Annotated in this window: 21 protein-coding genes; 12 read left to right on the top strand and 9 right to left on the bottom strand. The window is 34.8% G+C overall.

Features of this window, described 5'->3' with window-relative positions:
• Positions 1 to 5: 5 nt before the first annotated feature.
• Positions 6 to 560: a hypothetical protein gene (locus AA089_RS07610; RefSeq protein ID WP_046756337.1), complete on the bottom strand. Its 555-nt coding sequence runs from the start codon at positions 558 to 560 to the stop codon at positions 6 to 8.
• Between the two features lie 259 nt (positions 561 to 819).
• Here AA089_RS07610 and AA089_RS07605 point away from each other — a divergent pair, with 259 nt between their 5' ends.
• The 6 genes from AA089_RS07605 to AA089_RS07580 all read left to right on the top strand — a co-directional run bounded on the left by AA089_RS07605 (position 820) and on the right by AA089_RS07580 (position 7,787).
• Entirely contained in the window at positions 820 to 3,750 is a 2,931-nt protein-coding gene (locus AA089_RS07605; RefSeq protein ID WP_046756336.1) for a leucine--tRNA ligase, read from the top strand.
• 133 nt (positions 3,751 to 3,883) lie between these two features.
• Entirely contained in the window at positions 3,884 to 4,465 is a 582-nt protein-coding gene (locus AA089_RS07600) for a hypothetical protein (RefSeq protein WP_046756335.1), read from the top strand.
• A gap of 88 nt (positions 4,466 to 4,553) precedes the next feature.
• On the top strand, positions 4,554 to 5,246 hold the full coding sequence (locus AA089_RS07595; RefSeq protein ID WP_046756334.1) for a zinc metallopeptidase: 693 nt from the start codon (positions 4,554 to 4,556) through the stop codon (positions 5,244 to 5,246).
• A gap of 148 nt (positions 5,247 to 5,394) precedes the next feature.
• Positions 5,395 to 5,901, top strand: a complete 507-nt coding sequence (locus AA089_RS07590) for a hypothetical protein (protein WP_046756333.1) — start codon at positions 5,395 to 5,397, stop codon at positions 5,899 to 5,901.
• Positions 5,902 to 5,910: 9 nt separating this feature from the next.
• A complete protein-coding gene (locus tag AA089_RS07585) occupies positions 5,911 to 6,135 on the top strand; it encodes a helix-turn-helix domain-containing protein (RefSeq protein WP_046756332.1) in 225 nt (74 codons plus the stop codon).
• A complete protein-coding gene (locus tag AA089_RS07580) occupies positions 6,132 to 7,787 on the top strand; it encodes a MutS-related protein (protein ID WP_046756331.1) in 1,656 nt (551 codons plus the stop codon). Before AA089_RS07585 ends, AA089_RS07580 begins: the two co-directional genes overlap by 4 nt.
• A gap of 11 nt (positions 7,788 to 7,798) precedes the next feature.
• Here AA089_RS07580 and AA089_RS07575 read toward each other — a convergent pair whose 3' ends face one another.
• Together AA089_RS07575 and AA089_RS07570 are read right to left on the bottom strand one after the other, a co-directional pair.
• Positions 7,799 to 8,269: an Lrp/AsnC ligand binding domain-containing protein gene (locus tag AA089_RS07575; RefSeq protein WP_046756330.1), complete on the bottom strand. Its 471-nt coding sequence runs from the start codon at positions 8,267 to 8,269 to the stop codon at positions 7,799 to 7,801.
• A 188-nt stretch (positions 8,270 to 8,457) separates the two neighbouring features.
• The gene (locus AA089_RS07570) at positions 8,458 to 9,822 is read right to left on the bottom strand and encodes a saccharopine dehydrogenase family protein (RefSeq protein ID WP_046756329.1); all 1,365 of its coding nucleotides are present in this window, start codon (positions 9,820 to 9,822) and stop codon (positions 8,458 to 8,460) included.
• Between the two features lie 89 nt (positions 9,823 to 9,911).
• Between AA089_RS07570 and AA089_RS07565 the strand changes: the two genes are divergently transcribed.
• Both AA089_RS07565 and pckA read left to right on the top strand, forming a co-directional pair.
• Positions 9,912 to 10,310, top strand: coding sequence for a DUF423 domain-containing protein (locus AA089_RS07565; RefSeq protein WP_046756328.1), 399 nt, complete (start codon positions 9,912 to 9,914; stop codon positions 10,308 to 10,310).
• 68 nt (positions 10,311 to 10,378) lie between these two features.
• The gene (gene pckA, locus AA089_RS07560; RefSeq protein WP_046756327.1) at positions 10,379 to 11,995 is read left to right on the top strand and encodes a phosphoenolpyruvate carboxykinase (ATP); all 1,617 of its coding nucleotides are present in this window, start codon (positions 10,379 to 10,381) and stop codon (positions 11,993 to 11,995) included.
• A gap of 131 nt (positions 11,996 to 12,126) precedes the next feature.
• On the opposite strand, the gene AA089_RS07555 is transcribed toward pckA, so the two are convergent.
• Together AA089_RS07555 and AA089_RS25795 are read right to left on the bottom strand one after the other, a co-directional pair.
• A complete protein-coding gene (locus AA089_RS07555; protein WP_046756326.1) occupies positions 12,127 to 12,873 on the bottom strand; it encodes a uroporphyrinogen-III synthase in 747 nt (248 codons plus the stop codon).
• 24 nt (positions 12,874 to 12,897) lie between these two features.
• On the bottom strand, positions 12,898 to 13,557 hold the full coding sequence (locus tag AA089_RS25795) for a DUF4271 domain-containing protein (protein WP_046756325.1): 660 nt from the start codon (positions 13,555 to 13,557) through the stop codon (positions 12,898 to 12,900).
• A gap of 111 nt (positions 13,558 to 13,668) precedes the next feature.
• Here AA089_RS25795 and AA089_RS07545 point away from each other — a divergent pair, with 111 nt between their 5' ends.
• The 3 genes from AA089_RS07545 to AA089_RS07535 are packed head-to-tail and all read left to right on the top strand — an operon-like array spanning position 13,669 to position 16,182.
• Entirely contained in the window at positions 13,669 to 14,415 is a 747-nt protein-coding gene (locus AA089_RS07545) for a polyprenol monophosphomannose synthase (protein WP_046756324.1), read from the top strand.
• Entirely contained in the window at positions 14,396 to 15,730 is a 1,335-nt protein-coding gene (locus AA089_RS07540) for a dihydroorotase (RefSeq protein ID WP_046756323.1), read from the top strand. The genes AA089_RS07545 and AA089_RS07540 overlap by 20 nt, the downstream gene beginning before the upstream one ends.
• Positions 15,730 to 16,182, top strand: a complete 453-nt coding sequence (locus AA089_RS07535; protein ID WP_046756322.1) for a DUF4296 domain-containing protein — start codon at positions 15,730 to 15,732, stop codon at positions 16,180 to 16,182. Before AA089_RS07540 ends, AA089_RS07535 begins: the two co-directional genes overlap by 1 nt.
• 107 nt (positions 16,183 to 16,289) lie before the next feature.
• Here AA089_RS07535 and AA089_RS07530 read toward each other — a convergent pair whose 3' ends face one another.
• A complete protein-coding gene (locus AA089_RS07530; protein WP_046756321.1) occupies positions 16,290 to 17,294 on the bottom strand; it encodes an NAD-dependent epimerase/dehydratase family protein in 1,005 nt (334 codons plus the stop codon).
• Between the two features lie 66 nt (positions 17,295 to 17,360).
• On the opposite strand from AA089_RS07530, the gene tyrS reads away from it, so the two are divergent.
• Positions 17,361 to 18,665 carry a tyrosine--tRNA ligase gene (gene tyrS / locus AA089_RS07525; RefSeq protein ID WP_046756320.1) on the top strand — a complete coding sequence of 435 codons (1,305 nt, stop codon included), beginning with the start codon at positions 17,361 to 17,363 and terminating at the stop codon, positions 18,663 to 18,665.
• A gap of 445 nt (positions 18,666 to 19,110) precedes the next feature.
• Here the strand turns inward: tyrS and AA089_RS07520 are convergent, their stop codons facing one another.
• The 3 genes from AA089_RS07520 to AA089_RS07510 all read right to left on the bottom strand — a co-directional run bounded on the left by AA089_RS07520 (position 19,111) and on the right by AA089_RS07510 (position 21,964).
• On the bottom strand, positions 19,111 to 20,037 hold the full coding sequence (locus AA089_RS07520; protein ID WP_449545619.1) for a LuxE/PaaK family acyltransferase: 927 nt from the start codon (positions 20,035 to 20,037) through the stop codon (positions 19,111 to 19,113).
• 117 nt (positions 20,038 to 20,154) lie between these two features.
• Positions 20,155 to 20,610 (bottom strand): toxin-antitoxin system YwqK family antitoxin, encoded by a 456-nt coding sequence (locus AA089_RS07515; protein WP_046756318.1) that lies wholly within the window; start codon positions 20,608 to 20,610, stop codon positions 20,155 to 20,157.
• A 4-nt stretch (positions 20,611 to 20,614) separates the two neighbouring features.
• Positions 20,615 to 21,964, bottom strand: a complete 1,350-nt coding sequence (locus AA089_RS07510) for a PD40 domain-containing protein (RefSeq protein WP_046756317.1) — start codon at positions 21,962 to 21,964, stop codon at positions 20,615 to 20,617.
• Between the last annotated feature and the right edge of the window lie 18 nt (positions 21,965 to 21,982).

Raw genomic sequence — 21,982 nt, 5'->3', positions numbered from 1 at the left:
TGTGTTCATTTTACTTCTTTGATAAAATTCAATATATTTTGCATGATGTAGGTATCTAATTTATAAGGATCATCAAAAATGATATATATGTTTTTGTACAATGCTTCATATTCCTCAGTTTTTTTGAATTCCTTGAACTGAGCAGCTTTAAATTGTTGAAATTCAAAATAATTCATTGTGTGTTTTTTAACTAAATGACCTTTAAAAATCTCTAAAAATTCAAAAATGTGATCCTCTTTTTCATCTTCAAAAGAACCTTTACGATCATCAATTCGTAACAAACCTGAAAACCAATCACACCTTTTAGAATGCGGAAAATTCTCTTTCAAAATAGACACGAAATCAAATGTTCCGCCACGACTGAACGCTTCTAAATTCTGAATATATAAAAAGTCGTCTTTAATGCTAAAAGTTGCTTTATAACCTCTGTGCAAAGCGGTAACTCCTGACGATTTATTCTTTATTGCTGTACTTTTGTCTATACGCGAATCAAGAATATACGTATTGATTCTATATTCTTGATCCTCAAAAATTAACGTATCACGTATTTGTCTTGTCATTATTTAAATTTAAACATGGAATTGATCTCTTAAGAACTAGCAACGAATTTACAAAAAAACAAAATCAGGGATTAGGTTTTAGGAATTAGATGTTAGTAGTTTCATATATCAATTCAAGCGCAGTCGAGAATACTTTGATAACAAATCCACAAAAAAACAAAAATTAAGTAACAAAGCGACTTTACACAGAAAACAGAAAAACAAATAACCAAATCCACAAAAAAACCACTAAATTTGCGCTTCTTTAAAAATGATCACGATGAAGTACAATTTCAACGAAATTGAAGCCAAATGGCAAAAATATTGGAAAGAAAACGGAACATTTCACGCAGAAAACGATTCCGAAAAACCAAAATATTATGTGTTAGATATGTTTCCTTATCCGTCAGGAGCAGGATTACACGTTGGACATCCATTAGGTTACATTGCTTCAGATATCTATGCGCGTTACAAACGCCATCAAGGTTTCAACGTATTGCATCCACAAGGATATGATAGTTTCGGATTGCCTGCGGAGCAATATGCCATTCAAACAGGTCAGCATCCCGCAATTACTACAAAAACGAACATTGCGCGCTATCGTGAGCAACTCGATAAAATTGGATTTTCATTCGATTGGAGTAGAGAAGTACGCACGTCTGATCCTGCATATTACAAATGGACACAATGGATTTTCATCGAACTATTCAATTCTTGGTACAATGTAGAAACAGACAAAGCAGCACATATTGATACGCTTGTCGCGAAATTTGAAACAGAAGGAAACGCCAATGTAAACGCAGTTTGTGATGATGACATTGCTATTTTCGCTGCCGCAGATTGGACGCAGTACGACGCGAAGACCAAACAAGAAATACTACTAAAATATAGATTGACATACCTTGCCGAAACGGAAGTAAACTGGTGTCCAGCATTAGGAACAGTTTTGGCAAATGACGAAATCGTAAACGGCGTTTCAGAACGTGGAGGACATCCTGTTGTGCGTAAAAAAATGACCCAATGGAGCATGCGAATCTCTGCGTATGCACAGCGTTTACTAGACGGTTTGAATACCATTGATTGGCCGCAACCATTAAAAGATTCACAAACCAACTGGATTGGTCGCTCGCAAGGTGCGATGGTGACATTTAAAGTTGATGGACATGACGCAAACATTGATGTGTTTACCACACGACCAGACACAATTTATGGTGTAAGTTTTATGACTTTGGCACCAGAACATGATTTGGTTCAAAAAATTACAACTGCTGATCAAAAAGAAGCTGTTGAAGCCTACAGAGATGCAACTTCCAAACGTAGCGAACGTGAACGTATGGCAGATGTAAAAACCATTTCTGGAGTATTTACAGGTGCATATGCATTGCATCCGTTTACAGGTGAAAAAGTGCAAATCTGGATTGGCGATTACGTACTCGCAAGCTACGGAACAGGTGCTGTGATGGCAGTTCCATGTGGCGATCAACGTGATTATGACTTTGCAAAACATTTCGGATTAGACATTCCAAACATTTTTGAAGGTGTTGACATTTCGGAAGAAGCCTACGGAGAAAAAGAAGGTGTAAAAATTGCAAACTCTGATTTTCTAAACGGTTTAACATACAAAAAAGCAATGAAAACCGTGATTTACGAATTAGAAAAACGCGGTTTTGGTAAAGGAAAAATAAACTATCGTTTGCGTGATGCCGTATTCTCGCGTCAGCGTTATTGGGGCGAACCATTTCCAGTATACTACGTAAATGGAATGCCACAAATGATTGATGTAAAGCATTTGCCAATTGCATTGCCAGAAGTTGAAAAATACTTACCAACAGAAACAGGCGAACCACCATTAGGAAATGCTGAGGTTTGGGCGTGGGACACCAATACAAATACAGTTGTTGACAACAAACACTGTCATTCCGAACTTGATGCGGAATCCACAGACAACGGAATCTACCCACTAGAACTCAACACCATGCCAGGTTGGGCAGGAAGTTCTTGGTATTTCTTCCGTTACATGGAAAAAGCCTTGCGCGATGAACACTTTGCAAGTCAAGAAGCCTTAGACTATTGGGAAAATGTAGATTTATACATTGGTGGAAGCGAACATGCCACAGGACACTTATTATATGCACGTTTTTGGACAAAATTCTTAAAAGACAGAGGTTTTGTCGGTGTAGAAGAACCGTTTAAAAAACTCATCAATCAAGGAATGATTTTGGGAACGAGTGCTTTTGTTTTCAGAATAGATGGAACTAATAAATTTATTTCAAAAAACATATTAGACACTATTAATGAAAAGGTAAATAATGGAGAAAACCTTTCTGAACAAGAACATAGTTTGTTTGAAAATTGGACTCCAATTTCAGGTAAATCGTTACCTGTTCAATCAATTCACGCTGATGTTGCTTTGGTAAGTTCAGCAGATACTTTAGATATTGAAGGTTTCAAAAATTGGCGATCTGATTTTAAAGACGCTGAATTTATCTGTGAAGAAGACGGCACATTTAAAGTTGCTCGCGAAGTCGAAAAAATGTCAAAGTCGAAATATAATGTTGTAAATCCTGATGAAATCTGTGAAGCGTATGGCGCCGATAGTTTACGTTTGTTTGAAATGTTCCTTGGGCCATTAGAACAAGCAAAACCGTGGAATACCGCAGGAATTACAGGTGTATTTAGCTTTTTAAAGAAATTATGGAAACTGTACATTGCAGATGAAGGTCCAAGAGTTACTGAAACTGAACCGACAAAAGACAACTTAAAAACATTACACAAAACCATCAAAAAAGTGCAGTATGACATTGAAAACTTCTCGTTCAATACGTCGGTAAGTACCTTTATGATTTGTGTAAACGAATTGAGCGTGCAAAAATGTACAAGCAGAGAAATATTAGAACCGTTAACGATCTTAATTTCGCCATATGCACCGCACATAGCAGAAGAATTATGGTTTCGTTTAGGAAATGAAGGTTCAATTGCAACCGCGAAGTTTCCAGTGTTTGAAGAAAGACATTTGGTAGAAAGTTCAAAAGAATATCCAGTATCTTTCAATGGAAAAATGCGCTTCAAAAAAGAATTGCCATTAGACTTGTCAAAAGAAGAAATTGAAAAAATTATCTTGGAAGATGAACGAACAGAAGCACAACTAAACGGTAAAACTCCGAAAAAAGTAATTGTAGTTCCAGGAAAAATTATTAATATCGTAGGATAAGAAGTTTCTAAGTTAGTATATTGAGCTTTATCGAGATACAATCAAAACATAGGAAACATAAAAACTAAAATTTGGTATGAAAATAGCTAATGAATAGCTAGTTTAATTTTATATCATCATAAAAAAGTAACAAATGAAAAAATTCCTCTTTATAATCGCAATGCTTTGTGTAAGTGTCGGAATGGCACAAAAAAAGCAAGTAAAAGAACGTGCAGGAAAAGTATCTGAAGACAAGGAATTTCCAACGCAATATTCATTTCCTAAAGAATATATAGGAACATATGCAGGAAATCTAAACATTGCTGATGCTTCTGGCGTATTGCAAAATGTACCGATGGAGTTGTCAATCAAACCAACGGAAGATCCAAAAAAGTTTGATTATACGTTATCCTATATTGTTGCAAAGAAAAAAGACGAACGAAAATATACGCTCATCGTAGTCGACCACGAAAAAGGAATCTTCGACTTGGATGAAAATAACGGCGTTGTATTACGTGCAAATTATATGCGACAAACCTTGTTTAGCACATTTGAAGTCAACAACAGAATCCTAAACAGTAGTGTAGAATTTAAAAATGACGGACGTATATTTTTTACCATTATCGTTACCGAAAAAGCAGATCCTAGAAAAACAGGAGGCGAAAAACTTTCTGTGACAAGTTACAATGTTGTTGTCATACAGAAAGCAGCGTTGCGCAAAGTAGAGCGCGATTAGAAACAACTGACAAAACTTCATATAATTATAAACCTCGCTCATTTGGCGAGGTTTTTGTATTTTAGGATACATAAAAAATAGAATATATATGTTTTCAAGTGGATATATGCTTTTAGTGGGCGCAATAATGTTAGCAAGTATGTTTGTGAGTAACAAACTCAAAAGCAAATTTGCGTACTATTCAAAACTTCAATTACGAAATGGAATGAGTGGTGCCGAAATAGCCGAAAAAATGCTGGCAGATCATGGAATTAGAGATGTAAAGGTAATTTCTACACCAGGAATGTTAACAGACCATTACAATCCTGTGAAAAAAACAGTAAATCTCAGTGAAGGTGTCTTTAACCAACGAAATGCCGCAGCTGCAGCTGTAGCGGCACACGAAGTTGGACATGCTGTACAACATGCAAAAGGCTATCAATGGTTGCAAATGCGATCAAAATTAGTGCCTTTGGTAAGTATTGCTTCTAAATTTTCGCAATGGGTAATTTTTGGTGGAATTGCACTCATGGCTAGTCAAGGAGCTGGTTTAGGACAAAATATCTTAATCGTAGGATTGATTATGTTTGCCACAGGAACCTTATTTAGTTTTGTGACACTTCCGGTGGAATACGACGCAAGTAACAGAGCATTGCGCTGGTTACAACAAAAAAATATAGTATCGAGAGAAGAATTTGCAGGCGCGCAAGATGCACTCAAATGGGCAGCGAGAACATACGTAGTTGCGGCACTCGGATCGTTAGCCACATTGCTATACTTTATGAGATATTTGAAAAAATGATAAATTACGAGTAAATAAAGTCTTAAAAAAGCACGACATTGATCGTGTTTTTTTAGGTCTTAAGTATTTTTAGAATTAATGATTAAAATAAAATAATTAATGTTTATCGTTAATTATTCAAAAAAATATATATTTGAAAAAAGATTTGATGAAGCATAAATTACCTTTCTTAATCAGTATTAGTTGTTTCCTGCTGTATAAATTGTTGCAGTATAGTACAGGAAATAGATACATAGCATTATTGGTATTTCTAATTCCAATAACGGTGCTACTAATCAATATGATTCTTAGAAAAAAATTACGCTATAAATCATGGTTTTTATCAAAACACAGCTTTTTTCTAGAAAAAAAAAGTTCAACATTTACTTCAGCGATCTCAAAAGAATTACTATTTCAAAAACTACAAGAGGTAACAAAATCATCTTCATTTCGGTTGGTAGATTCAAATTCTAAATCATCTGAATTGTTACTTACTACTGCTGCAAATTTCTGGACTTGGGGCGAAAATTTATACATAGAAATCAAAGAAGGCGAAAAAGAAACTTCTCTTGTAAACGTAACCGCAGTCACTATTTATGGAAGTTATTCATGGAATAGAAATCATAAAAATTACCAACATTTTTACGAATCGTTTCAACAATCATTAACCATATAAATATACGGAATGGCTATTGTTGTTAACTTAGATGTAATGCTTGCAAAGCGAAAAATGCAACTCAAAGAACTCTCTGAAACGGTTGGTATTTCTGTTGTAAATTTATCCATCCTCAAACAAAGTAAAGGGAAAGCAATTCGTTTTTCTACGCTAAATGCAATCTGCGTGGCGTTGCATTGTCAGCCAGGAGACCTTCTCGAATTTGTGCCAGATGAAACACAAAAACGATTATGAGTTGGGTATTTGGCACGATATTAATACTGGTTTTTATCTTTATATATACAAATTATACGAAGAAAAAAAGAAAAGAAAAGCTAACAAAACACTTGCTTGAAAATTGGGGAAAACCCAAAAAACAGGAAAGTTTTAATTTCAACTTGATTGAAAGGTTCTTTGTCAATAATACAGACCAAGAAGGTGTTTTTCATGTCATTTCTGAGAAAATACAAAGAGATTTAGACCTTGATGAACTCTTTACATATATTGACAGAACTTGCTCTAAAATTGGGCAACAATACTTGTATTACAAGCTTAGAACGATTTCATCAATAGCAAAATTGGTAAAGTTTAACTCGCTCGTTGAGGTGTTTAGAAAAGATGTAGCTCTGCGAATAAAAAGTCAACTATTGCTCAGTGAATTACGATTTCACAGCGCATACGATTTAGAAAACTTACTAAATGGTTTGCAAGTACAAAAATCAAGATTAGTTTGGCTTGCACATTGTTTAAATGTAGGAACGTTGTTATTTTTCGGTTTAGGATTTTACAATCCGATGTTCTTCTTATGCATTGCGCCCATTTATATAGTCAATATGTATTTGCATATAACCAATAAAAGATATGTAAACTATTATTTAAGTGGTGTAAAGCAACTCTCAAAGGCACTTCGAATCACAAAAAAGCTAGCTACATTCAAAGACATAAAAGAACAGTATAAAGAGTTTTCTTTCATTAAAAAGATTGATGCAATACAACTAAAAACAGAATTTTTAGGTTTTGAAACCAATTTATTATCGAATGAATATTTCTTTGCCATTTGGATGGTAATTGAATCGTTTAAAGTATTTTTAAATGTAGAATTTTTAGTATTCAATAGTTTTATAAGTGGCATCACGGAAGAAAAGAAAAGTATAAAAGCCATGTTTGTTCGTATTGGAGAAATTGATGCGGCATTGTCTACGGCTTCCCTAAAATCGGATGAATTACAAACGTGTACGCCTGAATTTGTAGCTACAAAAACGATGGAAGTGTCTGAAATAGTGCATCCATTGGTAAATGATTGTGTTGCAAATGAACTAGCTATACAGGATAAAAGTATCTTGATTACAGGTTCGAATATGTCAGGAAAAACAACTTTTATTCGCACGATTGCTATCAATAGTATATTGGCGCAAACACTATATTTATGCTTTGCAAAAACCTATAAAGCGCCATTTTTAAAAATATATTCTTCCATTCGTATTGCAGACAATGTTCTCGAAAACAAAAGTTACTACTTGGAAGAAGTTGAAACGATGAAAACATTACTCGATGCTTCCACTGATAAAGCACCATGCTTATTTATTTTAGATGAATTGTTTAAAGGTACAAACACTGTTGAACGAATTTCAGCAGGCAAAGGAATACTGTCATATTTAAACACTACTACGAATATTGTTTTTGTGTCTACGCACGATATTGAACTGACTGAAATGTTGCAAGCTGAAGGATATGAACTATTTCACTTCAGTGAAGCTATTGCAAATGAAACTTTAGTTTTTGATCATAAAATAAAATCGGGAAGACTTACAACGCAAAATGCGATTAAAATTTTGGACGTTTACAACTATCCAAAAACCATTATTACAGATGCAAAAAATGTGCAAGCGAAGTATTTTGGGAAGTAAATAAAATCAGTTTACACTTCAATCTGTCGATCAATTTGCTGGTTTAAAGAAATAAAGGTTTCCGTACGTGAAACACCTTTAATTGCTTGAATTTTATGGTTCAGAATATGCATGAGATGTTCATTATCTTTGCATAAAATTTTGATGAGAAGTGACCAATTTCCAGTCGTATAATGACTTTCCATAACTTCAGGAATTTGTTCCAATTCTTTTACTGCCGAAGGATTTCGCATGGCTTTATCTAAATATACGCCAATAAATGCCATCGTTTTATAGCCTAAAACTTTTGGATTAATGATAAATTTTGAACCGACAATCAACTTTGCATCTTCAAGCTTGCGCAAACGTTGATGAATGGCTGCTCCTGAGATTCCAATAGTGCGGGCAATACTTAAAATTGGTGTGCGCGCATCTTGCATCAACGCACGCAGAATTTCTTTATCAATACCATCAATTTCAATTTGTTCATTGACCACTTTCATAATAATCTATATTTACAGTATGAAAGTTAAAAGTAGTAATTTTTACTTACATATAACGTAAAAGATCTTTTTCTGATTGAATTTGATATTTTTCGGGCTAAATTCTTAAAATATTGAAATAGTTAACTCAAAATCATGCATCGTGAATACGAAATCAAAAATCATACATCAAAAATCAAAAATTCACATTACATATTTGCAGGATCGTAGCCGAAATACGGAACTTCTTCTTCCTTAAAAATAACACCGTATTCCTCTAATTCTTTTAAAATTGGCGTGTATACTTCTTTTGTAATTGGCAACTGTACACCTGGTGTTTTAATTTCTCCATTCAAAATTTTCAAAGCGGCAATCGCAACAGGTAAACCGACTGTTTTTGCCATGGCTGTATAGGTTTGATCTTCTCCTAAAATGACCATTTTTGAATCAATTTGATGCTTTTCGCCATCTTTTTCATAACCAAACTTGTGATACATCACAATCATATCCTTATCATCTGGTGCCAACGTCCAACTATCCATCAATATTTTTTGAAGAATTTGTGCAGGCGTAGCATTTTCTAAACCTACCATTTTATGTGGATTAAAAAGATCTAATTCTAACAACTTTTCCCAAAGCGTATCATCTTGATCAATCTTCAAATTGTGACGCATTTTCAATTCTACAGAATCCGTTGGACTGTAGGGTAAAAATGAATTTACAAAGTCGCGATAACTCATATCTGCCGAATTTTCAATAGTGTAACTATCATCGGTCATTCCTAAAATGACAAACATTTGCCATGCTCTAGAAAAACCAACACGTCTGATCGTTCCACGATATAACGTCAAAATATCATCCAATCCGTAAACGCTTCGGTACTTTAACGAATCACGATTGGCGTAGGCTTCAAACTTTCCGTACCCTTCAACATTTAAAAATTCGGTTCTACGGAATAATCGGTTGTACGGAATATATTTATACGTTCCTTCTTGGATAAACTTTGCTGCGCCACCTTGTCCAGCTAAGACCACATTTCTTGGATTCCATGTAAATTTATAATTCCACAAATTGGTGTCACTTTCCGGAGCTACCAATCCGCCAGTAAACGATTCAAACAAAATCATTTCTCCGCCATTGTCACGAATACGATCTATAACTTCCATGGCGCTCATATGATCAATTCCAGGATCAACTCCGATTTCGTTCATAAAAACGAGTCCTTTTTCCTTTACGGCTGCATCTAGCGCTTGCATTTCTTTGCTGATGTACGAAGCTGTGACCATATTTTTACCAAAATGAACACAATCTTTGGCAACTTCAATATGAAAACGCGCTGGCAACATTGAAATTACAATCGAAGCTTTTTCAATGGCAGCTTTTCTATTTTCTTCATTAAAAACATCTAAAAATATAGCAGAAGCATTCGGATGATCTCCGACAAGTTTCTGTGCATTTTCAATAGTAATATCTCCAACGGTAATGTGTAAATTTTCAGAATCACTTTTATCTAAAAAGTATTTAATAAGGTAAGAAGCAGATTTTCCTGCACCAATAATTAAAATGTTTCGCATAGTGGCTTTTGTTGCGTAATTTTGTAATTAGACAAATATAACACGAATGTAGCAAAATGTTACATTTATAAAAATAACTATTCATTTTTATGAGAAAAAAGATTTTAGTAACAGGTGCCATTTTAGCATGTTTGGCAGTAATATTAGGCGCATTTGGCGCGCATGCACTCAAAAAAATACTCACAGCAGATCAAATTGCCTCTTTTGAAACAGGAGTTCGGTATCAAATGTACCATGCAATAGTACTTTTATTCATAGGAATTGCACCTTTTATTTCTACAAAAACACAAAAACTACTGTTTGTTTTTATCTTATGGGGAATTATTTTATTCTCAGGTTCTATATACTTGTTAGCGACGAACAATGCTACATCTTTTGATTTTACAACTATAGGATTTATTACGCCGATAGGAGGAAGCTTATTAATAGTGGCTTGGGTTTTAATGATTGTTAGTTTTTTAAAGTTAAAAATGGATAAAATCGATTAAAAATCTGTTATATGTAAAAATATTTATACTTTTGCTCTTGACAAAAAACACAACAAGAGTTAAAAGTTATGACAAATAACACCTTCTCAACGAAAACGATTTCGTTAAATCAATACGGAATCAAAAACGCCAAGGCGCATTATCAACTTTCCTCAGATGAACTTCATGAAGAAACTATAAAAAAAGGACAAGGAGTAGAAACTTCTTTAGGAGCTATTGCTGTAAATACAGGAGAGTTCACTGGAAGATCGCCTCAAGATCGTTTTATAGTAAAAGACAGTATTACAGAAGATAAAATTTGGTGGGGAGACATCAACATTCCTTTTGAGCCTGCTGCTTTTGATACGTTATACGACAAAGTTGTCGATTACTTATCGGAAAAAGAAATTTACGTTCGTGATGCGTATGCATGTGCTGATGAAAATTACAAATTGAACATCCGAGTGATCAATGAATATCCTTGGAGTAATATGTTTGCACACAATATGTTTTTGCGTCCAACAGAAGTAGAATTAGAAGGTTTCAATGAAGAATGGTTAGTGGTAAACGCACCAGGTTTCATGGCAAATCCTGAGATCGATGGAACGCGTCAGCATAACTTTGCAATTTTGAACTTTGAAAAGAAAATAGCTTTAATTGGTGGAACTGGTTACACAGGAGAAATCAAAAAAGGAATATTTTCAGCGTTAAACTTTATTCTTCCTGTATTCAAAAATACATTGCCAATGCATTGTAGTGCCAATATTGGTAAAAATGGAGAAACGGCTATCTTCTTTGGATTATCAGGAACAGGAAAAACAACCTTGTCAGCCGATCCAGAACGTAAGTTAATTGGGGATGATGAACATGGTTGGACAAACGAAAATACAGTCTTTAACTTTGAAGGCGGTTGCTATGCAAAAGTGATCGATTTAAGCGAAGAAAAAGAACCAGATATTTATCGCGCTATCAAAAAAGGAGCAATTCTTGAAAATGTAGTGCTAGATGAAAACAAAAATGTAGATTTTGAAGATACTACAATCACGCAAAACACACGTGTAAGTTATCCAATATATCATATTGACAACATTCAAGTACCTTCAATTGGGAAAAACCCTAAAAATATATTTTTCTTAACTGCCGATGCTTTCGGAGTATTGCCTCCGATCTCAAAACTTACACCAAGTCAGGCAGCATATCACTTTATTTCAGGATATACCGCTAAAGTAGCAGGAACTGAAGCAGGAGTTACAGAGCCTGTACCAAGTTTTTCTGCATGTTTTGGAGCGCCGTTTATGCCACTGCATCCAACAGCATATGCTGAAATGTTGAGTGAAAAAATGAAAGAATCAGGTGTAAATGTTTGGCTTGTCAACACAGGATGGTCTGGTGGTCAATATGGCGTAGGAAAAAGAATGGCTTTAAAATATACCAGGGCAATGATTGCCGCTGTTTTAGATGGCGCTTTAGGCGATTATACATACGAAGATTATCACATACATTCAGTTTTTGGCGTAGCACAGCCAAGAAAATGTCCTGGTGTGCCAGATGCTATCTTGAGCCCAAGAACAACATGGAATGACGATCAAAAATATTATGAAACGGCATTTAAGCTATCAAATGCATTTAGAGAAAACTTCAAAAAATTTGAATCGTATGCTAACGAAGAAATAAGAAGAGGTGGACCACAACGTTATGGTTTCTAATCTTAATAAAATTATGACTGGTAAATCAACAAACTAGTCGAGTAATACTAAACCAACCCAAAATTAATTCAACCAAAAAAAGCCTGAATCATTTGATTCAGGCTTTTTTAATATGTATTGTTATATCGTAATTATTTCTTATTCACTTCGTCAATATATTTTGCCAAAGCCATCGTCATTGATGGAGTTTCTGGCGTTGGTGCTTTAATATCTACTCGCAATCCTGCTTCTGTAGTTGCTTTAATGGTAGAGTTACCAAAAACAGCAATACGTGTGTCATTTTGTTCAAAATCTGGAAAATTAGTCAATAATGATTGAATTCCAGAAGGACTAAAGAACACTAAAATGTCATAATACACATTGCGCAAGTCAGATAAATCGCTTACAACAGTTTTATAAAAAATTCCACGCTCCCAAGTAATATTGATAGAGTCTAATGTTTCTGGTATTGCAGGTTTTAACTTATCAGAAGAAGGCAATAAAAATGTCTCGTCTTTGTATTTCTTAATTAATGGAGACAATTCTTGAAATGTACGTTTACCAACATAAATTTTACGTTTTCTGTACACAACATACTTTTGCAAATAATAAGCTACAGCTTCTGACTGACAAAAATATTTCATTGTATCAGGAACTTTGAAACGCATTTCCTCTGCTACTCTAAAGAAATGATCCACTGCATTTCTACTTGTTAAAATGATCGCAGAAAACTTTGCTAAATCAATTTTTTGATGTCGAACATCACGAGCACTTACGCCTTCAACGTGTATAAACGGCCTGAAATCGATCTTCACCTTTTGCTTATCAATAAGCCTAGAATAAGGAGAATTCTCAATTTTTGGTTCCGGTTGAGAAACTAAAATAGTTTTTACTTTCATAAACCTGTTTTTTTATATTTTGCGTTATTTAATTAAAAATTTATAGATAACTAAATAAGGGGCGATTTCAAGTGCGCAAAGATACAAAATAAAATAAAACAACTTGCTGATTATCAATTTTTGATAATTCTTTAGTAGAAAAAATAATCCAATGAGATTATAGAGGAAAAATGTGACAATTATTGAGAAAAATACAATCTTATGACCATCAAGGTTATAAACCAAGAGTAAATTAATGGGAATCAATAGAATACCAAATAGATTTCGAGTCGTAAGTTTGTGAAAATTATATGTATTTACGTACGATTCTAAGTCTAAAATTACCGCAATAATCTTTTCGAAAATGTATTTTATAATGATAAAAAAGGTCGTAAAAGTGATGATTTTTACAAATAAAAAAGGTGCCGTACGCAATGAAGGATAGAAAAAAGTGACGGCAACATATATAAAAATAGAAAAAGAAGTGACTTGTACCAAAAATAACAAAGCACTAAACCAATTGACAAGATCATCTTGCTTGCTTACAAACTGATTTTCATACTTATTTGTAAATAAAAAAGAAAGGAATAACGAAAATTGCTTTCTAAATACAAAGCGCACCAACACTAGTATACAGAAACTCACTAAAAATAATAAAGTGATCCAATCCTTGGAAATAATCGTTCGTTCTATACTTCTAAACATTCGGTAAAATTAGGGAGTATGTTAAATAATACATAAAAAATTATCACAAATCCTGACATTTCTTCGTTAAAAGCATAATTTAATTACTTTTGTTTGCTATAATTTATAGAAATGTCAGACGCAATTGTTGTCATACCAACGTATAATGAAATCGAAAACATAGATGCAATTCTTGAAGCAGTGTTTGCACAAGAAAAAGCATTCCATGTGTTAATTGTAGATGACAATTCGCCAGATGGCACGCACAAACGTGTTGCAACATTACAAGAAAAATACCCAACACAACTTTTTTTAGAAAAAAGAAATGCCAAAACAGGTTTGGGAACAGCATATATTCACGGTTTTCGTTGGGCTTTGGAACGCGATTATGAATATATTTTTGAAATGGACGCCGATTTTTCACACAATCCAGCAGATTTAGTCCGATTATTAGAAGCCTGTAAAGAAGGTGCCGATGTAGCCATTGGTTCACGTTATGTAAAAGGTGTAAATGTGGTCAACTGGCCTATGAATCGCGTGTTGATGTCCTATTTTGCATCAAAATATGTACGTTTCATTACAGGAATTCCTATTCATGACACTACCGCAGGATTTATCTGTTACCGCAGAAAAGTGTTAGAAACCATCGGTTTACATAATATAAAATTTGTTGGCTATGCGTTTCAAATTGAATTAAAATTCAAAGCGTGGAAATTAGGCTTCAATATCAAAGAAGTATCCGTTATCTTTACAGACCGAACCAAAGGCGTTTCCAAAATGGACAGTTCCATCTTTTCAGAAGCCGTTTTTGGAATCATAAAAATGAAAATCAGAAGTCTATTTACAAAACATAAAAGAAATGCACAAAATACTCCTTAAAAACGCACAAATTGTCAGCGAATCTGAAATTAAAACAGCAGATATTTTAATTGAAGGCGAGCGAATTGCCAAAATTGGAATAAATCTTATCGATGCCAATGCTGAAGTAATTGACGCGACAGGAAAGCATGTTTTTCCAGGAGTTATAGACGATCAAGTGCATTTTAGAGAGCCAGGATTGACACATAAAGCGAACATTCAAACAGAATCGAGAGCTGCCATTGCTGGAGGAATTACTTCATTTATAGAAATGCCCAACACAAATCCGCAAACGACCACAGTGGAGAAAATGCAGGAGAAACTCAATATTGCAAGAGACACCGCTTTTGCAAACTATTCGTTTATGTTTGGTGGCACAAATGATAATTTGGACGAAATCTTAAAAGTTGATCCGACACAAGTAGCTGGACTCAAATTATTTTTAGGTTCCTCCACAGGAAATATGCTGGTAGATGATGAAGCAGTGCTGGAAAAAATATTTTTAAGTACCGATATGGTTATTTCTGTACATTGTGAAGACGAAGCTACCATTAGAAAAAACTTAGCCGAATACACGGAAAAATATGGAGATGACATTCCAATGGAGTTTCACCCAATTATCCGAAGTGAAGAAGCTTGCTACATTTCTTCTTCAAGAGCTATTGCATTGGCCAAAAAAACAGGCGCACGTTTGCACGTTTTTCATCTGTCTACAGGAAAAGAAACCGTATTGTTTGACAATTCTATTCCGTTGGAAGAAAAGAAAATTACCGCAGAAGTTTGTATTCATCATTTGTGGTTTTCGGACGAAGATTATGCAAAAAAAGGAACAAACATTAAGTGGAATCCGGCAGTGAAAAAAGCTTCCGATCGTGCACAATTGTGGGAAGCATTATTAGATGATAGAATTGACGTTATTGCAACCGATCACGCACCACATACGATTGAAGAAAAAAGCAATCCGTACACCAAAGCACCTTCTGGCGGACCGTTGGTACAACATGCGTTAAACGCGATGATACAAGCGCACAAAGCAGGAAAAATTTCGTTAGAAAAAATTGTGCAAAAAATGTGTCACAATCCAGCACGATTATTTCAGGTAAAAGACAGAGGTTTTATCAAAGAAGGTTTCTATGCTGATTTGGTATTGGTAGATTTAGGCAAATCATGGGAAGTTGCAAAAGACAATATTTTATACAAATGTGGTTGGTCGCCGTTTGAAGGTACAACGTTCGATTCCACAATTACACATACGTTTGTCAACGGAAATTTAGCATACGCTAACGGGAAAATCTCTGAAAAACGTCATGTAAAACAATTAGAATTCAACAGATAATGAAAAAATATATAGCCTGCATATTAATTGTACTATTCACGGTAATTTCTTGCAAAAGAGAAGTAGTGCCAAAACCTGATAATTTATTATCAAAAGAAAAGATGGCGGCTGTTTTATACGATATCTCACTAATCAATGCCATGAAAGGTGTTGATAAAAAAAGCGTAGAAGCTACTAATATACATTTTGATACGTATATATATAAAAAACACAATATTGATAGCATTCAGTTTTCGGAAAGTAACAACTATTACGCGACGAGTCCGTTAGAATATGATGCCATTTATGCGCTTGTAAATGAGCGATTTGCCAAAGAACGCAGTTTGGTAGAAGCTGAGATGAAAAAAGAGCAGAAGCGACGTGATTCACTTCAAAAAGCAAAAAAAGAAGCCTTAAAAAAGGCTGATACATTGCCAAAACCTAAATTTGATCAAATAAAGAAAGGACGCTAAAACTGTTTCTTTGTTGTACTAATTTTTCAGTATGCATTAGAAACTTGTGCTGGCGAATTTTAATACTTGAATCCAAAAGTGAAGCGGTCTAATATCTAACAATCTGATTAGTCTTTATACCTTTTACTCACACGTTCAATGGTTTCTTCCAAAGGTTTGAATTTGAAATTCAATGTAGTTTGAATCTTGCTACTATCAAAAAAAGATTTTGATTGAATTGATTGTGCAGTTTGTTTGGTTAATTTACGCTGCTTTCCTGTAAAAAACTGTCGCAACCAATCCATTCGCCAAGCAAATCCTAGTAAAAATGAACTCGCTTCTTTTTCTGGAGCTTTTACCTTCAAGGCTGTTGCCATTTTTGATGTAAATTTTTTCAACGTCCAATTTTCAGCAACCAATACAAAACGTTCATTTTTTATGTCACTTTTCATCAATTGAATCATCACAGAAACAACATCTTGTACATCTACATAACTTAAAATTCCGTCGGTGTAATATTTTAAGCCTTTGGCAACTTTTCTAAATAAAGAACCACTTCCTGATCGCCAAAATCCAGCACCTAAAATAATTGCAGGATTTACAATAACAATGTCTAAACCTTCTTGCGAACCGCGCCAAACCTCCATTTCCGAACCATATTTTGAAATGGCATACACACTATTGTCCAGTTCAGGATTCCAATGTGTTTCTTCCGTAATCGGAATGGTAACATCTTCATTTTCGCCAATTGCCGCTACCGAACTCACAAAACAGAGTTTTTTTATACCATGAGCAATACATAAATTAACAATATTCGCCGTTCCTTCAATATTCACTTTACGTAAGGTATCAAAGTCTTTTGGATCGAAAGAAATTAACGCTGCACAATGGTACACATGTGTAATTTCTGGAAAAACAACTTCTAGCGAAGGAATATCTATCACATCAGCTTGAAACCACTGAATTTGATCAAAAGCAGCGATTGGATCATCAAAATAATAGGAAAATACATTTTTGACGGCTTCTAACCTATCAACCGTTCTGTAAATTGCCTTAATTTGCTGTGCGTTTTTTACTAAATACGCCAATAAATGCGCGCCGACCAATCCTGTTCCTCCTGTTACTAATATCATGCTACTAAAATAACCTTTTTTCTTTTCACTTTTATATCTTTGCCATGCTTTAAAAAAGATGATACAATGAATAGCAATTTAGTAGAAGAATTACGTTGGAGAGGAATGATACACGATATCATGCCAGGAACTGAAGAACAACTGAATAAAGAAATGACGACTGCTTATATTGGATTTGATCCAACATCGGACTCGTTGCATATTGGAAGTTTAGTGCCTATTATTTTGTTGATGCATTTGTATAAGTCTGGACATAAGCCAATTGCCTTAGTTGGTGGCGCTACAGGAATGATTGGAGATCCATCAGGAAAATCAGATGAGCGTAATTTGCTAACGGAAGATATTTTGAATCATAATGTAGCAGGAATCAAACGTGTATTGTCTCGTTTTTTAGATTTTAATTCTGCCGAAGAAAATGCGCCAATTTTAGTAAATAACTACGATTGGATGAAAGATTTTTCGTTTATCGATTTTGCTCGTGATGTCGGAAAACGTATTACCGTTAACTACATGATGGCGAAAGATTCTGTGAAAAATCGTATTGGTGGAGAAGGCGCCGCTGGAATGTCGTTTACAGAGTTTACATACCAATTGATTCAAGGATACGATTTTTACCATTTGCACAAAGAACACAACTGTTTGTTACAAATGGGCGGATCGGATCAATGGGGAAATATTACGACGGGAACCGAATTGGTTCGTAGAATGAACACGGAAGAAGCAGCGAAAGCATATGCTATGACCTGTCCGTTAATCACAAAAGCCGATGGTTCTAAATTTGGAAAAACGGCTGGTGGAAATGTGTGGTTAGATGCAGCTAAAACTTCGGTGTACAAATTTTACCAATTTTGGTTAAATACTTCCGATGAAGATGCTGAAAAGTATATCAAAATCTTTACATTTTTACCTAAAGAAACAATTGATGCTTTAATTGCGGAACATACAGAAGCGCCACATATGCGTTTGTTACAGAAGAAATTGGCAGAAGAAGTAACAATTTTGGTCCATAGCAAAGAAGATTTAGACAATGCTCAAAAAGCAACGAATATTTTATTTGGGAAATCGACTGCGGACGATTTAAAACAGTTAGACGAACAAACCTTATTGGAAGTTTTTGAAGGTGTACCGCAAGCGGAAATCGTGCGTGCTGATATTGAAGAAGGTTTAGATATGATTGCTGCCTTATCGGCTAAAACTAACTTCCTAAGTTCTAATGGCGATGCGCGTAGAGCTTTGAAAGAAAACTCGGTTTCAGTGAATAAAACGAAAGTTAAAGAAGATTATAAAATTACGACGGACGATTTAATTAATGATAAGTTTGTAACCATTCAACGCGGAAAGAAAAAGAATTTCTTGTTGATTGTGAAGTAGACTGCTTCGCTTTTAGATCGCTGGCGCTGTTGGATGTTAGATCAGCTTCGCCTGTTAGATCGCTGGCTTTTAGGTTATTAGACTTTTTTTGGTATTGTTTCATTTTAAATAATCGTTACTTCAATTTCTATGACATAAGCAAGGAATTTTGAGGAAAATTTTAGCTGTTTGTGAGAAGCTGAATCGGGTTCAGCTTGACGAAATATACCTTTAATCATTTAATCTTTAAATTCATATAACATTGGTACATTTTCAAATTATCAAATTGATACATTAAAAAAACGTCGCTTCGAGTGATTTTTCGTACTAAAATAACAAGCCCCGAATATTTTGTAGTAGGTACAATATTCGGGGCTTTTACTGTATTAAATAACTAAACTAATGAAGATGTTACTCTTCTTAGGTTTTGTCGTATTTTTAAGGTAAACCTTTCTGTATGATTGTGTTAAAAAACCATTAAATTACAGCCTCTGATGTCAGAATGATCAAAACGGCCAATAATTTCAAAGGTTTCATCTGCATATACTTTTCCTAAATCTTGTGTGGCAATAAAAGAACAGGAGTTGATATTTGCCAAATCGATCACATTGATTCCGCCCGATTTTCCATTGGTTTGAATGGTTAGTGCATCTTCTGGATCGCGCGTTAGAATTTTCATCCATGGTGGCGTTTTAAAGATGCCATTTCCGTTAGAATATCCTTGTGAAAGCAATTCGGTCATTCCATATTCTGAGTGAATTTCGGCAACACCGAAACCATTACAAAGCAGTTGATGCAATTCTGTACGAATCATTTCTTTTCGACGACCTTTCATGCCGCCCGTTTCCATGATGATGGTATTTTTTAGCGAAAACTGAGTCGTTTCAATCAAATCTAACAACGCAAAAGAAACACCAATTAAAAGTACCTTTTTTCCTTCCTGATCTAGTTTGATGAGTTTCTGGGTTAATGCTGTTAAATTATCTAAATAAAAACCACTTTCCGCGTGGTTGCTACGTTGTATCAAATCGTTTGCCATGTAGACCAACGAAGAACCTTTTCGTTCTAAATAGTTTGGTAACAATGCTAAAACAACATAATTTTCAATGTTTCCATAGAAATATTCAAAACCTCTGCGATAGCTTTTTTCATAGACTGAAATGTCTGTCACATGATGTTTGCTTGGCGTACTTCCTGTAGTTCCAGAACTTGTAAATGTTTCCTGAATGGCATTGTTATTTGAAAGAATTTCGTGTGATTTGAAGAATTCTATCGGCAAAAACGGAATGTCTTCAATGCGTTTGATATCGCTTGGATGTTTGTATAATAAGTCACAAAAAGAACGATAGGTACGATTGTTTTCAAATTGATGTTTGAATATTTGAAATGTCATCGCTTCAAAATCGGCAGCATTGGATATATTGAAAATCGTATCGGTATTCATGTCTTTTGTTGAGGTAACAAAAGTACTTAAAATTAGCAGAAGATTTTAGGTGTACTTTCTTCTTTATTATCTGGTAAAAAAGCGTTTGCTTACCACATTTCCTTTGCGATCATAAAAAAGCCACCAACCGACTTTCTTTTTTAAATGAATAAAGTTTCCTTCCGCTTTTACGCTACCATCTTCATAGAAAAATTTTGTAGGTCCTTCCGTTTTATTGTTGCGATAAGCTCCTTGCGATTCTATGCGTCCGTCAGGATCAAAATTTATCCAAACACCATTTCCATAACCGTTTTTAAATTGTTGTGCAGATTCTAATTCTCCGTTGTCATAGCGTGCGCACAACCAACCTGTGTACGGTTCTGAACTTCCTTTTTTAAAGTATTGTTGTCCGTATTTGGTGCCATATTTTACATTGGCATCGTTCATAGAAACCATTTCTGACGCTGGTGGTAATTCCGTTTTATCGTTTTGAGCACAGCTTATAAAGCTTACGAAGTATACGAGTACTATTATTTTTTTCATAGAATTATTTTTCAATCATTAAATATTTTGTTTCCATGTAATACAGATTCGATATGTTATCTCCATAAGCATCTTTTACATCTCCACGATTGCTACTAAAATAGAAATATTTTCCATCAGGCGAGAAACTTGGAAAGCCTTCTGATTTTGATGAATTTACTACAGGACCTAAATTTTTGGGCGCTGACCATTTTCCTTCTTTTTTTACACTGTAGTAGATGTCCGAATCGCCATATCCATCAGATCGGTAATCTGACGAAAAGAAAAGGATGGTTCCATCTGGCGAAAGTTGCGGCGAAGTGTCGTAATTTTTTTGACTTGAAGGTGGAATTAATTCTTGCGGTTTGCCGTAATTGCCATTCTTTTTTAGTTCCGAATAATACAGATTTGTAGTTTTGCTTTCCGTTCCTTTTGTCCAATAGTAAAGATTTCCGTTCGCGTCTGTCATTGGACCTGCTTCATAGTTTGCAGGCCATGCGTTGCCTTTTTTCATTGACTTGTTGATTGTAGAAGTTAGTGGTTTTGGCGCAGACCATTGATCATTAATTCTATCAAGATACCAAATATTCATGTCCATTTTTTCCGTTGTACTTCCATCCGGTAACGGTTTGTAGGAGGCGAAATAGAGTTTACTTCCATCCATATTTATAAATACGGCTTCATCTTCATGTGTTGAGAATGTAGCAATAGTTGGCTCGCTCCAACCGTTTTCAGTTTTGGTGACTGTATAGATTCGTTTTTTACCAGCCGTATTTTTTCGTGTAAAGTACGCTGTTTTTCCGTCTGGCATAAAATTGATTCCCCATTCGTTGCTATCGTTTTTAGAGATAATTCCTTTTTGAAATATAGTTGGTTCATCAATACGCTGTATTCCATTTTCATATCGTTTTCGCGAAAGCACAACACCATTTATGTCATAGCTATATTCTACGCCATCTTTTTTGCCATTCATATACGTTGCTTCGGTTTTTAGTTGTCCATTTTCATAATAGTTTTTAAAAATTCCTTGTGCAATGTCGTTGATGTAAAAGCTCTCGGAACGCAATTGTCCGTTCGGATAAAAATATTCCCAGCGGCCATTTCCTAAGCTATTTTTCCAATACGCTCTGTATCTTAAAGTACCATTAGGATACCATTCTAGCCAAAGTCCTTCTGTTTTTCCATTGATGACGGTTTTCCAAAGTGATGGACTTCCATTAGCGTATTGTTCTGCTATAATGCCTGTGTACGTTTTTCGATCGATGATTTCGGCTTCTTTTGATACTTTCAGCGGTGTTTCAATTTGAGCAAAACTGATATGTATGGTGAGTAGTGTAATCAGCAGTATTAGCGTGATTTTGAGCATATTTTTCATTGTAAAAACGGTTTGATA

This window comes from Kordia jejudonensis, from assembly GCF_001005315.1.
Classification (GTDB): Bacteria; Bacteroidota; Bacteroidia; order Flavobacteriales; family Flavobacteriaceae; genus Kordia; species Kordia jejudonensis.
The sequence above is the reverse complement of the archived record's forward strand: the minus strand, read 5'-3'. Positions and strand labels throughout refer to the sequence as shown.

What these genes read in the sequence shown, in the direction of transcription:
- AA089_RS07610 (WP_046756337.1), bottom strand. Translation starts at nt 560, where the DNA reads ATGACAAGACAAATACGTGATACGTTAATTTTTGAGGATCAAGAATAT.
- AA089_RS07605 (WP_046756336.1), top strand. Translation starts at nt 820, where the DNA reads ATGAAGTACAATTTCAACGAAATTGAAGCCAAATGGCAAAAATATTGG.
- AA089_RS07600 (WP_046756335.1), top strand. Translation starts at nt 3,884, where the DNA reads ATGAAAAAATTCCTCTTTATAATCGCAATGCTTTGTGTAAGTGTCGGA.
- AA089_RS07595 (WP_046756334.1), top strand. Translation starts at nt 4,554, where the DNA reads ATGTTTTCAAGTGGATATATGCTTTTAGTGGGCGCAATAATGTTAGCA.
- AA089_RS07590 (WP_046756333.1), top strand. Translation starts at nt 5,395, where the DNA reads ATGAAGCATAAATTACCTTTCTTAATCAGTATTAGTTGTTTCCTGCTG.
- AA089_RS07585 (WP_046756332.1), top strand. Translation starts at nt 5,911, where the DNA reads ATGGCTATTGTTGTTAACTTAGATGTAATGCTTGCAAAGCGAAAAATG.
- AA089_RS07580 (WP_046756331.1), top strand. Translation starts at nt 6,132, where the DNA reads ATGAGTTGGGTATTTGGCACGATATTAATACTGGTTTTTATCTTTATA.
- AA089_RS07575 (WP_046756330.1), bottom strand. Translation starts at nt 8,269, where the DNA reads ATGAAAGTGGTCAATGAACAAATTGAAATTGATGGTATTGATAAAGAA.
- AA089_RS07570 (WP_046756329.1), bottom strand. Translation starts at nt 9,822, where the DNA reads ATGCGAAACATTTTAATTATTGGTGCAGGAAAATCTGCTTCTTACCTT.
- AA089_RS07565 (WP_046756328.1), top strand. Translation starts at nt 9,912, where the DNA reads ATGAGAAAAAAGATTTTAGTAACAGGTGCCATTTTAGCATGTTTGGCA.
- pckA (WP_046756327.1), top strand. Translation starts at nt 10,379, where the DNA reads ATGACAAATAACACCTTCTCAACGAAAACGATTTCGTTAAATCAATAC.
- AA089_RS07555 (WP_046756326.1), bottom strand. Translation starts at nt 12,873, where the DNA reads ATGAAAGTAAAAACTATTTTAGTTTCTCAACCGGAACCAAAAATTGAG.
- AA089_RS25795 (WP_046756325.1), bottom strand. Translation starts at nt 13,557, where the DNA reads ATGTTTAGAAGTATAGAACGAACGATTATTTCCAAGGATTGGATCACT.
- AA089_RS07545 (WP_046756324.1), top strand. Translation starts at nt 13,669, where the DNA reads ATGTCAGACGCAATTGTTGTCATACCAACGTATAATGAAATCGAAAAC.
- AA089_RS07540 (WP_046756323.1), top strand. Translation starts at nt 14,396, where the DNA reads ATGCACAAAATACTCCTTAAAAACGCACAAATTGTCAGCGAATCTGAA.
- AA089_RS07535 (WP_046756322.1), top strand. Translation starts at nt 15,730, where the DNA reads ATGAAAAAATATATAGCCTGCATATTAATTGTACTATTCACGGTAATT.
- AA089_RS07530 (WP_046756321.1), bottom strand. Translation starts at nt 17,294, where the DNA reads ATGATATTAGTAACAGGAGGAACAGGATTGGTCGGCGCGCATTTATTG.
- tyrS (WP_046756320.1), top strand. Translation starts at nt 17,361, where the DNA reads ATGAATAGCAATTTAGTAGAAGAATTACGTTGGAGAGGAATGATACAC.
- AA089_RS07520 (WP_449545619.1), bottom strand. Translation starts at nt 20,037, where the DNA reads ATGACATTTCAAATATTCAAACATCAATTTGAAAACAATCGTACCTAT.
- AA089_RS07515 (WP_046756318.1), bottom strand. Translation starts at nt 20,610, where the DNA reads ATGAAAAAAATAATAGTACTCGTATACTTCGTAAGCTTTATAAGCTGT.
- AA089_RS07510 (WP_046756317.1), bottom strand. Translation starts at nt 21,964, where the DNA reads ATGAAAAATATGCTCAAAATCACGCTAATACTGCTGATTACACTACTC.